The sequence below is a fragment of the Streptococcus sp. 2018WUSS126 genome (genome assembly GCF_044427425.1).
GTDB lineage: Bacteria > Bacillota > Bacilli > Lactobacillales > Streptococcaceae > Streptococcus > Streptococcus hashimotonensis.
Genome location: NZ_JAOTGB010000010.1, coordinates 41,335 through 54,010, shown reverse-complemented (window position 1 = coordinate 54,010; position 12,676 = coordinate 41,335). Strand labels below are relative to the sequence as shown.

Here is a 12,676-nt window from a genome sequence, read left to right as displayed (position 1 = left end):
TGTAGTTGACTTGAAAACTTTCCTATTTTTTTTGTATAATTTAAGTAGTAAAATCAAAGGAAATAAATCATGAAAAATTGGATGGACTATTTTAAGCCTCACATTGTAGATAGGGGTTACAATTTGTTTTTGGATGACGCTGTTCAAGGGCTTGAAGAGGTAGGTGAGGGCTACTATGCCCTTGTCTCTGGTAGTCAAGTTTATCAGGTGGAGATTGACTTGGAGCATGGTCAGCTGGTCAGTATGTGGTGTGAGTGTCCCCATGCTCAGGAGATGAACCACTGCAAGCACATGGCTGCAGTCTTGTTTGCTATTTCTGAGTTGGAGGGTCAGCCAGTTGTCAAGGGCAAGGATGTGTCACTTGCCCAGCTCCTGGATAAACTGACAGTTGAGCAACTACGGGCTTTTGTTCTTGAATTAGCTCAAGAGGATAGGGAACTGGCTAATCGAATTCAGCTACGTTTCTCTGCCCAGTTAACCTCTCAGCAAGTGGAAAATGTGAAAAAGGAAATCAGAGACCTGGGGCTTCCTTTTGAGGACAGGCGTACGGGCTATATCGAGTATAGGCAGACTAGGGATTACGAACGGGCCGTGGAAAAGGCCATGCATCAGTATCTCCAGCCTTTGCTGGATAGGTGTGAATATGAGAGTTTCTTGACTGTATCAGATGCCTTCTATCATCAGATTTGCCAACAAGAGTTGGATGATTCCAATGGAACGACTGGTAGTCTGCTTTATAGACTTGCTGGCTACTGGCAGCATTTATTGACTGTAGCTCCGGATAAGATTGTCCAAGAATTACTGGACTGGTGCTTAGGACAGCTAAGTGGCTATGAGGTTGCAGAGGATCTTCTCATGGAATTTGTGGAAATGGAGTTTCAAGAAGAAACCTTCCTTGAGCAGAAATTGATCTATTTTCAAGCGGTCTTGCAGACGATAGAAGAAGGAGATAAGTCCTCTTGGTCATGGAAGTTCCGTCGTGATCGATTTGCCATGCTCTGTTACAGGTTGTTGGTTCAGTTGGGCTCTAGTGAGGCAGACTTGCTGACCTTCCAGGCCAATCATTGGGAGGTGGCTGGACTTCGTAAACTGGCCATTACCCAGGCTGTAGCAAGTCAGCAGCTAGACCGGGCAGTTCGTCTCTTGCAGGAAAGTAAGCGCTTGGATGCCCAGTATAGAGGACTGGTGTCGGATTACAGCCAGCAGCTACGGGACATTTACCGGTCTCAGGGGCAGGATGACAAGGTGAGAGAAGAACTGCTGGAGATGATTTTTTCAGCTGGTGATACTGATTTGGATCTGATAGAGGAGTTGCGGGACTATGTTTCTAGGGAAGAATGGCAGAGCTACTTAGATGATTTGCTGGAGGATCGTCGTTTCCAGTCACAGCAGTTGAAGTTGTTGCAATTGGCAGACCGACCGCAGGAATTATTGGACCGCATTACAGCAAGTTATTGGTTCTTAGAAAATTTGGACCGGTTCGAGGACTACTTATCAGAGAAACTGCCTGAGCAATTACGAGATGCCTACGCTCAAGCTCTTTGTCAGCAGATGGATGTGGCTAGTAGTCGAAGCCGCTATCGTCAGTTGGCAGGGTATTTAGTAAAAATTGCAGGTTTACCTGATGGAAAAGTGGTGAGTGCAAGTCTTCGCACCTCGTGGAAAGTCCAGTATCCGCGACGCAAAGCCATGATAGAGGAATTAGATGCAGTGAGGTGGTAGGATATGGCAGTTTCGTTTCAAGATGTGGTTGATGCATTGCAGATGCTGAGTCAAGATGACAGGTATTATTATGATAGTCACCTAGATGCATTAGTCTACCTGTCTGTTGAGGACTTCAGATTTGAATCCCGTGATGGTTTAGAAGAAGAGATTGAGGAGGATGTGACGGGACGGTTTGTACGGCTGCCGACCCATTATGACTTCAATCCCTACACATTCATGGAGCGTTATGTTTATCATTTGCCTGATGGTGACTTGTCTGACCGCCTGTCTCGAACCATTCGAGGTCGCGGTGCCTTTAGGCGTTTTAGGATTGAGTTAGAGAGATGTGGTCGCTTGGAAGACTGGTATGCCTTTAAAGACCAATGCTACGAAGAACTTGTGCTGGAATGGTGCCAGGAAAATAAGATTGCTATTGTGGATAATCAGTTGAAGAAAATCTAATATTTCTCTTGACTCTCACCTTGCGTTATCCCTTATACTGGGCATAGAGAGGAGATTTCTATGAACGAAAATTGGACAGTTAAGCAGGTCAGTCGGTTGACAGGATTGACGGTGAGGACCTTGCACCACTATGACCAGATTGGTTTGCTCAAACCAGCATTTGTGGCTGAAAATGGTTATCGCTACTATAATCAGGAGAATTTGGCTCGTCTGCAAGAAATTCTCTTATTTCGTGAATTAGATTTTCCTCTCAAAGATATTCAGCAGCTTCTGGACGTGACGGAAGTCAATCGTCAGCAGGTCTTGCGGGACCATATCACCCTTTTAGAGCTCAAAAGGGAACGGCTGGATCGCATCATCAATCACGCCAGATTGCTCACAGAAAAAGGAGGAGAAGTCATGGATTTTCACGCATTTGACAGCAGTCAACTAGAAGCCTACAAGGCGGAGGCCAAGGAGCGGTGGGGACAGACCTCGGTCTATTCCGAGTTTGAAGAAGGTTACGATACCAGCAAGGACCGGATGTTTGCCCAAGAGATGCAGGCTATTTTTGAAGCTTTTGGAAAAATGCAGAGCTTGGAAGTCGGTCACCCTGATGTGCAGGTTCAGGTAGCGAACTTGCAGGCCTATATCACGGAAAATTTCTACACCTGCACCAAGGAAATCTTGCAAAATCTAGGTCTTATGTATGTTGAAGATGAACGATTTTCAGCCAACATTGACCGAGCAGGCGGACCAGGAACAGCAGTCTTTGTCAGTCAGGCAATAGCAGTTTATTGCAAAGAATAAACGAAAGAAGTCTAGTGAGAACTAGGCTTTTTTATGTTCATCTTGGCTACGTATATATCAATTTAATTATGACTTGGAGGTACATTGCTAAATTTTAAAATATTTAGAAGCAAAATAAAACAATTATATATATGCACAAGTGATTTCGTGGCACAAATAAAACATTATTATTTTTTTATGATTGAGTAAAAATACTTGACAAAATCGATTGCTATACTAGTATAGCAGGGCTTGACACTACGGGCAAGCCCTTCCTAATTAGCGTTAAAAGTAATTATGAACAAGGGGAATAATCAATGTTTTACACTTATAAAATAGGTATCTCTGCTGAGGAACATGATTCATTTGTGAAGCAATCACCACAGGCTAACCTGTTGCAGAGTAGTCAGTGGGCAACCGTAAAAAGTGAGTGGCGAAATGAGAGACTAGGCTTTTTTAAAGATGGGAAATTAGTGGCAGTTGCTTCTCTTCTTATCAGAAGGTTGGTAGTACCATTTGGTTTTACGATGATTTATATACCAAGAGGTCCTGTAATGGATTATGAAGATGCTGAATTAGTATCATTTGTATTTAAGTCCATTAAAGAATTTGCCCTCCGAGAACGCAGTGTTGTTATAAAATTTGATCCATTTATTCGACTATCTAGTAAAACTATAACAGGAGATAGGGAAGAAGAATTAAATGTACTTGCCGTCAAAGATAGGATTGTTGATTTGGGAGGTATTTGGTCTGGTCGAGTGCAGACCATGTCGGCTACAATCCAATCTACTTGTCATGCAGTATTATATAGCGAATCCTTCTCAGAGGAATCACTAAATAAACGAGTTCGACAAAATATTCGGTCGGCGCGTAATAAAGGTATTGAGATTCGAATTGGTCGTGAGGAATTGTTAAGAGATTTTTCAGAGCTATTAAAAAAGACTGAGGAGCGCAAATCTATTCGCTTGCGGGGGAGAGAGTATTATCAAAAAATATTGAATGCCTATCCAGAAAATTCTTATATTGTAGTTGCCTATTTGGATTTAGCAGAGAGATATGAACAGTTATCTTATCTTGAAGAAAAATTAGTAAAAGAGGCCATGACCTTCACCTCTACTACAAGACAATCGAAGATTGAAAATTATAAAAAGGAAACCCGAAGAATAAATACAGAATTAGAAATGATAAATTCTCTGACTCGTAACGGGAGTAAGCTAGTTCCATTGGCTGGTACTTTGACAATAAATTTTGCAGGAACATCTGAAAATATCTATGCTGGTATGGATGAAAAGTTTAAACATTATCAGCCTGCTTTACTAACATGGGTGGAGACAGCAAAGTATGCTTTCGAACGAGGTGTGAAATGGCAAAATTTAGGAGGAATAGAGCCAACTTTAGACGGAGGCCTTTATCACTTTAAATCACATTTGAATCCAGTAGTAGAAGAGTATATTGGGGAATTCGACCTTATTGTTTCGCCAATATTATATAAGATTTTTCAAGTTTTACTGGAAATTAGAAAAAAATTAAGGAAGAAAAAATAATGACTTTTTGTCAAATAACTAAAGAAGAATTTTTAAAGCATTGTCAACAAATAAATGAAAAATCATTTTTTCAATCCATTGAAATGGCTGGATTACTATCCAAGCGAGGATACGATGTTCGCTATGTTGGTTTTAAAAATTCACAATTAGAGATCGTTATTTCTACTTTGCTTTTCTGTAAGAAGATGGCTGGTGGTTTGTATATGGAATTGAATTCTGGACCGCTGGTTACCGATCATGTTTATTTAGAGGAATTTTATCAATCTTTAAAAAACTATGCGAAGCGTGAAGGCGTACTTGAATTGGTGGTCAAGCCTTCCCAAGCCTATCAAATCTTTGATAGTGTAGGGAATCCAATGAGTGAAGCAGATACTCAACTAATTGAGAAGCTGGTGCAAGTTGGATTTAAACATGATGGCTTACAAACAGGTTATCCAAATGGAGAGCCTGTTTGGCATTATGTGAAGGATTTGCAAGGGTATTCAACAACGTCGTTATTGCAATCCTACAATAAAAATAGTAAACGAAACATAAAAAATTCAGAAAGTTACGGTATCAGGATTCGTAGCATCAATCATAAGGAGCTTTCAGATTTCAAAAAAATAATTGAGGAAACTGGAGCTAGACAAGGCTTTGAAGATAGAGATAGTGGTTACTATAACAGTCTTTTTGAAAGCTTTGGTACACAGGCAGATTTTTTAGTTGCAGAACTTGACCCGAAAGCCAGTCTAAAGCAAATTGAAAAGGAAATAGAAACAAGTGATAGAAATTCAAAACAGTATGCACAGCAAGTGCAGAAATTGTTGAAAAAACAGGAGGTGGTTCAAAATATTTTAAATCAAACTCAGACAGCTCCTATTTTTTTGGCATGTGCACTGATAATTTATGATGTGAATGAGGCAACTTATCTTTTTGGTGGCTCATATTCAGAGTTTCAAAGCCTATCTGCACCTTTCTTACTTCAATATGAGGCGATGCAACGTGCAATAAAACGAAATCTTAAGCGTTATAATTTCCTTGGCATTCAAGGAAACTTCGATGGTTCTGATGGTGTTCTTCGATTTAAACAGAACTTTAATGGCTATATTTTGAGAAAAGCTGGTACTTTTCGTTATTATCCTCATCCGATAAAGCATAAAATAATTCAAATTATCAAAAAAATAGTAAAATAATACTATATACTTTATCGAAAGAGGTTCCCATGATTCAACCTATTATGAAAGATATTTTCTTCTTGCAGCAGAAGTCGGAGCCTGCGACTCAGCTAGATGTGCAGGTCGGTCAGGATTTGCAGGACACTTTAGCAGCCAATGCTCACGCTTGTGTGGGCATGGCGGCCAACATGATTGGCGTCAAAAAGCGGATTATCATCGTCAACGTGGGTTTTACCAACCTGGTCATGTACAATCCCGTCCTCATCAGCAAGGCCAAGCCTTATAAGACTGAGGAGGGGTGACTGTCGCTGGAAGGTACCCGCCCGACGACACGCTATCAGGAGATTGAAGTGGAGTTTTTTGATGCTTCATGGAAAAGGCAGAGCCTAAAGCTGACAGACTTCCAAGCTCAGATTGTTCAGCATGAACTGGATCATTTGGAGGGGATTATCATTTAGTTGCTACCAAATCTACCGTCAGGTAGATTTTTTTTATCGTCGTTTAGTTTATCTTTTATTACGTCGTTAACTCACCTTGCCTAACTCCAGTTATGTCTGCGGCTCGTTGCCTAGTACTAAAAGTAAACTAAAAGACTATATCAAAAAGTCAAAAAAGGTCAAACAAAACTATTGACTTTTACTGACCAATGGTGTAGAATAAGATTCGTAAGGTAAAGGACCTTACGAATTTTTTGAACCAAAGGTCAGTTTAGGTCAAACGAGAAGGGTTTGACTTACTCTTGGGCCTATTGGTCAGTAAAAGACAAACTTATAAGGAGGTTATATGAAAGACAGGATTATACCCTATTAGCTATTTTTTTAAAACAAAGGTCAGTAAAAGTCAAAAACAAGTGAATTATAAACGAGGTAAAAACTATGAACAACAATTTCAATAACTTTAACAATATGGACGACATTTTCAATCAACTCATGGGCAATATGGGTGGCTACAGTACAGAACGTCGCCGTTATTCTATCAATGGGCGTGAAGTGACACCGGAGGAATTTGCTATTTATCGTCAGACTGGTCGCCTGCCGCAGACAGAAGAAGTGGCTCAAACCCAGGCTAAAGGTCAGATAAAGTCAGACGGAATTCTGGCAAAACTTGGTCGCAATTTGACACAAGATGCGCGTGAAGGTAAGTTGGATCCAGTCATTGGACGAAACAAGGAAATCCAAGAAACAGCGGAAATTTTGGCTCGCCGCACGAAAAATAATCCTGTTCTGGTCGGTGATGCGGGTGTTGGTAAAACTGCGGTAGTTGAAGGTTTGGCACAAGCTATAGTTAATGGTGATGTGCCAGCAGCCATTAAGAACAAGGAAATCATCTCCATCGACATTTCAGGTTTGGAAGCTGGGACTCAGTACCGTGGAGCCTTTGAGGAAAATGTGCAGAATCTTGTGGATGAAGTCAAAAAAGCTGGCAATATCATTCTCTTCTTTGATGAAATTCATCAGATTTTAGGAGCTGGTAGCACTGGTGGAGACTCAGGTTCCAAGGGCTTAGCGGATATTCTCAAACCAGCTCTTTCCCGCGGAGAGCTAACTGTTATCGGTGCGACTACGCAGGACGAATACCGCAATACCATTCACAAGAACGCCGCTCTGGCTCGTCGTTTCAATGAAGTCAAGGTCAATGCTCCGTCCGCAGAAGATACCTACCAGATTTTGAAAGGGATTAAGCCGCTTTATGAAGCCCACCACAATATTGAATTGCCTGATGAGGTTTTGAGAGCTGCGGTTGATTATTCCGTCCAATATATTCCACAACGTAGCTTGCCTGATAAGGCTATTGACCTGGTCGATGTGACCGCTGCTCACTTAGCTGCACAACATCCTGTGACAGATATTCAGACCTTAGAAGCAGAAATGGCTGAGGCAAAACAATTGCAGTTGGAGGCAGCTGAAAAAGAGGATTATGAAAAAGCCTTGAATGAAAAGGTCCGTATTGATAAGCTCCAAAAACAGATTGACAACCACACGGAGCAGCAGAAAGTGGTAGCGACTGTTAATGATGTGGCTCAGGCGGTTGAGCGGATGACAGGAATTCCAGTTTCACAAATGGGAGCTTCTGACATTGAACGACTCAAGGAATTGAAAAATCGCCTGGCAGCTAACGTTATCGGTCAAGACGATGCGGTGGAAGCTGTATCTCGTGCCATTCGTCGGAATCGCGCAGGTTTTGATGACGGAAACCGCCCGATTGGTTCCTTCCTCTTTGTCGGTCCGACAGGTGTGGGTAAGACAGAGTTGGCAAAACAGTTAGCGCTAGACTTGTTTGGTAACAAGGATGCTATTATTCGTTTGGATATGTCGGAATACAGCGATCGGACCGCCGTTTCCAAATTAATCGGTACCACAGCTGGTTATGTTGGTTATGATGACAATTCCCATACTCTTACCGAACGTGTCCGCCGCAATCCGTACTCCATTGTCCTCTTGGATGAAATTGAAAAAGCAGATCCACAAGTGATTACCCTCCTTCTGCAAGTGCTAGATGATGGTCATTTGACAGACGGACAGGGCAACCAAGTCAACTTTAAAAATACCATTATTATCGCGACTTCTAATGCTGGTTTTGGTTATGGAATGGCAGAAGGTGAAGAAAATCAAGACATCATGGACCGTATCGCACCATTCTTCCGTCCAGAATTCCTCAACCGTTTCAACGCAGTTATCGAATTCAAACACTTGGGCAAAGAAGACCTCAAGGCTATCGTAGATTTGATGTTAGCCCAGGTCAATAAGACTCTAGCTAAAAAAGGCATCCAATTAACGGTAACGGAAGCAGCGAAAGCATTTTTGATGGAAGAAGGCTATGATCAGGCCATGGGAGCCCGTCCTCTGCGCCGTGTCATTGAAAATCAGATTCGAGACAAGGTAACAGATTACTATTTGGATCATGTTGATGTCAAATATCTGGAAGCGGATGTGGTTGATGGAAGCATCCAAATAAAAGAGCAAAGCTTTGCTTAAAAATAGTGAAGAATTCGAAAAATCGGATAGAAATATCTGATTTTTTCTTTTTTGTTATTCGCTAACAAATGCTATAAAATAGGCTTTCTAGAGCACATTAAAACTTTTTTCATAAAATCCTTGACAAGTGCAAACGTTTGCGTTAAACTATATTCGTAACCGACAGAAAGGAAAACGTTTTTATGACAAATCGTACCAGTGGAATTTTGATGCATATTACCTCACTTCCAGGTAAGTTTGGTATTGGTACTTTTGGACAGTCTGCCTATGATTTTGTAGATTTCTTGGTGGAAACCAAGCAAACCTACTGGCAGATTTTACCACTAACAACTACAAGCTATGGAGATTCTCCTTACCAGTCTTTCTCTGCTATTGCAGGAAATACACACTTGATAGACTTTGACCTCTTGGTTGAAGATGGCTTATTGGCAACAGAAGATTTCCAAGATGTAAATTTTGGAGATAATCCTGAAAAAGTAGACTATGCTCTTATCTATCAAGTTCGCCGACCAATTTTGGAGAAGGCCGTTCAAGCATTTTTACAAGATGATAAGAAGAAGGCTGCTTTTCTAGAGTTTGAAAAGGCTAACTCATCTTGGTTGACAGATTATGCGGAGTTCATGGCTATCAAGGAATACTTTGGTAATAAAGCTCTCCAAGAATGGGAAGATAAAAAAGTTGTAGCTCGCAACGAGGAAGCTCTTGATAAGTACCGCTTAGAATTGGCAAATCAAATCGACTACTACAAAGTCACCCAGTATTTCTTCTTCAGCCAATGGAAACAATTGAAAGAATATGCCAACAAACACCACATCAAAATCATCGGAGACATGCCAATCTATGTTTCTGCTGATAGCGTTGAAGTGTGGACAAAACCCCAACTATTCAAATTAGACAGTGAACGCAAGCCTCTTTATGTAGCAGGTGTGCCAGCTGATAACTTCTCGGCAGATGGTCAATTATGGGGAAATCCTATTTACGATTGGCCAGAACATGAAAAAACAGGCTATAACTGGTGGATTTATCGTATCCATGAAAGTTTCAAACTTTATGATGTCCTTCGGATTGACCATTTCAAAGGTTTCTCAGACTTTTGGCAAGTTGATGGCAAGGCAGAGGTGGCAAAAGTTGGAACTTGGGAACCAGGTCCTGGCTACAATCTCTTCAAGGCTGTCAAAGAAACACTTGGAGACCTTCCAATCATTGCAGAAGACCTTGGAAATATTGACGCTAAAGCACGCAAATTGCTTGCGGATTGTGGCTATCCAGGCATGAAAATCTTAGAATTTGGTTTCTTTGATGTAACAGGTAAGAGTATCGATGCTCCACACCGTTGCATTCCAAATTCAGTTGCTTACACTGGAACTCACGATAATGAGGTTGTCAACGGCTGGTACAACAATCTTGATCCAGAACAACAAGAATACGTGGACGCCTACAGCAACCGTAAGCCGATTGAAAAAGTTAGCCAAGCTATGCTCCGTATGCTGTTTGCAACAGTGAGTGATACAGCTATTGCAACTATGCAAGATGTCCTAGACTTGGGCGAAGAAAGTCGAATGAATATGCCGTCAACTATCGGTGGAAACTGGGAATGGCGCATGAAAGCTGAAGACTTGACCCAAGAACGCAAAGACTTCTTGACAAAAATGACATTACTATACCAACGAGGAAATGAAAACCATGACTAAATTTACAACATTTGCAGAAACAAACACTTCGAAGAAATTAGCTGATTTGACAAACGAGGAAATCTATCTTCAATTGTTAAACTACGTAAAAGAAGCTGCAGCTACAAAACCAAAAAACACAGGAAAACGTAAAGTTTACTATATCTCAGCTGAGTTCCTTATCGGTAAACTCTTGTCAAACAACTTAATCAACTTGGGTGTGTACAAAGACGTTCAAGCAGAATTGGCAGCAGCTGGTAAATCATTGGCTCAAGTTGAAGACGTTGAACCAGAACCATCACTTGGTAACGGTGGTTTGGGACGTCTGGCTTCATGTTTCGTTGATTCTATGTCAACACTTGCTATCAACGGTGAAGGTGTTGGTCTGAACTACCACTGTGGTCTTTTCCGCCAAGTATTTAAGAAAAATGAGCAAGAAGCAGAGCCAAACTTCTGGATTGAAAATGATTCTTGGTTGATTCCAACAACTATCAGCTATGATGTTCCATTCAAAAACTTCACTTTGAAATCAAAATTGGATCGTCTTGATATTCTTGGCTATAAAAAAGAGACTAAGAACTACCTCAATTTGTTTGACATTGAGTCAGTAAACTATGACTTGATTACAGATGGTATTTCATTTGACAAGACTGATATTAAAGAAAACTTGACACTCTTCTTGTACCCAGATGATTCTGATAAGAATGGTGAATTGCTCCGTATCTACCAACAATACTTCATGGTATCAAATGCTGCTCAACTTTTGATTGATGAAGCAATTGAGCGCGGTTCAAACTTGCATGACTTGGCTGACTACGCTTATGTGCAAATCAACGATACTCATCCATCAATGGTGATTCCTGAGTTGATCCGTCTTTTAACTGAAAAACATGGTATTGAATTTGCGGAAGCTGTTGCGATTGTTAAGAATATGACTGGTTACACAAACCACACTATCTTAGCGGAAGCGCTTGAAAAATGGCCACTTGAGTTCCTTGAAGAAGTGGTGCCGCACTTGGTTGATATCATCAAAGAATTGGATGCCCTTATTCGTGCAGAAATTAAAGACCCAGCAGTCCAAATCATTGATGAATCAGGTCGTGTACACATGGCTCACATGGATATCCACTTCTCTAACTCAGTGAACGGTGTAGCTGCGCTTCACACAGAAATCCTCAAAAACTCTGAATTGAAAGCTTTCTACGAGCTTTACCCAGAAAAATTCAACAATAAAACAAACGGTATCACTTTCCGCCGTTGGTTGGAATTTGCCAACCAAGACCTCGCTGACTATATCAAAGAATTGATTGGCGATGAATACTTGACAGATGCTACTAAACTTGAAAAATTGCTTGCCTTTGCTGATGACAAGGAAGTTCATGCTAAGTTGGCTGAAATCAAGTTCAACAATAAGTTGGCTCTCAAACGTTACCTTAAAGACAACAAAGGTATCGAGCTGGATGAAAATTCTATTATTGATACACAAATCAAACGTTTCCACGAGTACAAACGCCAACAAATGAATGCCTTGTATGTTATCCATAAATACCTTGAAATCAAGAATGGTAACCTTCCAAAACGTAAAATCACTGTTATCTTCGGTGGTAAGGCAGCTCCAGCTTATATTATCGCTCAAGACATCATTCACTTGATTCTTTGCTTGTCAGAGTTGATCAACAATGACCCAGAAGTAAATAAATACCTCAATGTTCACTTGGTAGAAAACTACAATGTGACAGTTGCTGAGAAACTCATCCCTGCAACAGATATTTCAGAACAAATCTCATTGGCTTCTAAAGAAGCGTCAGGTACTGGTAACATGAAATTCATGCTCAACGGTGCATTGACACTTGGTACCATGGACGGTGCTAACGTTGAGATTGCTGAGTTGGCTGGTATGGACAACATCTATACATTTGGTAAAGATTCAGATACCATCATCGACTTGTACGATAAAGCTGGATATGTATCTGCTGACTACTACAATGGCGATGCTAATATCAAACGTGCAGTTGACTTTATCGTAAGCGATGAAGTGAAGGCGCTTGGTAACGAAGAACGTCTTGCACGCTTGCACCATGAATTGATTTCGAAAGACTGGTTCATGACCTTGATTGACTTAGCTGAATACATCGAAGTAAAAGAACAAGTCTTTGCAGATTACGAAGATCAAGATTCATGGAACAAGAAAGTTGTTCATAACATTGCTAAAGCTGGATTCTTCTCATCTGACCGTACTATTGAACAGTACAACCAAGACATCTGGCACAGTAACTAATTGAATTCCAACAATTAGTAGGAAAGTTGATTGAACCACTCCAAAACTTATCAGATCAATTCTTCCTATGTGTTGAAGAATAAAAAAACTACCAGTTTTTACCATTATTGGTGCTCTCCTT

The 12,676-nt window shown here is 40.8% G+C and carries 8 protein-coding genes and 1 pseudogene; all 9 read left to right on the top strand.

Annotated features, from left to right (window positions below):
* The first annotated feature begins 69 nt into the window (after nucleotides 1-69).
* The 9 genes and pseudogenes from ODU34_RS05135 (at nucleotide 70) to glgP (ending at nucleotide 12,555) form a co-directional block, all read left to right on the top strand.
* Nucleotides 70-1,722 (top strand): SWIM zinc finger domain-containing protein, encoded by a 1,653-nt coding sequence (locus ODU34_RS05135; RefSeq protein WP_136646890.1) that lies wholly within the window; start codon nucleotides 70-72, stop codon nucleotides 1,720-1,722.
* A 3-nt stretch (nucleotides 1,723-1,725) separates the two neighbouring features.
* Nucleotides 1,726-2,166 carry a UPF0158 family protein gene (locus ODU34_RS05130; protein ID WP_105121086.1) on the top strand — a complete coding sequence of 147 codons (441 nt, stop codon included), beginning with the start codon at nucleotides 1,726-1,728 and terminating at the stop codon, nucleotides 2,164-2,166.
* 60 nt (nucleotides 2,167-2,226) lie between these two features.
* Complete coding sequence (locus ODU34_RS05125; protein ID WP_105121087.1) at nucleotides 2,227-2,955, top strand: MerR family transcriptional regulator; 729 nt, start codon at nucleotides 2,227-2,229, stop codon at nucleotides 2,953-2,955.
* Between the two features lie 296 nt (nucleotides 2,956-3,251).
* A complete protein-coding gene (locus ODU34_RS05120; protein WP_105135508.1) occupies nucleotides 3,252-4,478 on the top strand; it encodes a peptidoglycan bridge formation glycyltransferase FemA/FemB family protein in 1,227 nt (408 codons plus the stop codon).
* Nucleotides 4,478-5,650, top strand: a complete 1,173-nt coding sequence (locus tag ODU34_RS05115) for a peptidoglycan bridge formation glycyltransferase FemA/FemB family protein (protein ID WP_105135507.1) — start codon at nucleotides 4,478-4,480, stop codon at nucleotides 5,648-5,650. The genes ODU34_RS05120 and ODU34_RS05115 overlap by 1 nt, the downstream gene beginning before the upstream one ends.
* A gap of 29 nt (nucleotides 5,651-5,679) precedes the next feature.
* Nucleotides 5,680-6,090: pseudogene (locus ODU34_RS05110) on the top strand (peptide deformylase).
* A gap of 417 nt (nucleotides 6,091-6,507) precedes the next feature.
* Nucleotides 6,508-8,607 (top strand): ATP-dependent Clp protease ATP-binding subunit, encoded by a 2,100-nt coding sequence (locus ODU34_RS05105; protein ID WP_105178496.1) that lies wholly within the window; start codon nucleotides 6,508-6,510, stop codon nucleotides 8,605-8,607.
* 182 nt (nucleotides 8,608-8,789) lie between these two features.
* On the top strand, nucleotides 8,790-10,298 hold the full coding sequence (gene malQ / locus ODU34_RS05100; protein ID WP_011922661.1) for a 4-alpha-glucanotransferase: 1,509 nt from the start codon (nucleotides 8,790-8,792) through the stop codon (nucleotides 10,296-10,298).
* A complete protein-coding gene (glgP, locus tag ODU34_RS05095; protein ID WP_105121089.1) occupies nucleotides 10,291-12,555 on the top strand; it encodes a glycogen/starch/alpha-glucan family phosphorylase in 2,265 nt (754 codons plus the stop codon). Before malQ ends, glgP begins: the two co-directional genes overlap by 8 nt.
* Nucleotides 12,556-12,676: the final 121 nt, after the last annotated feature.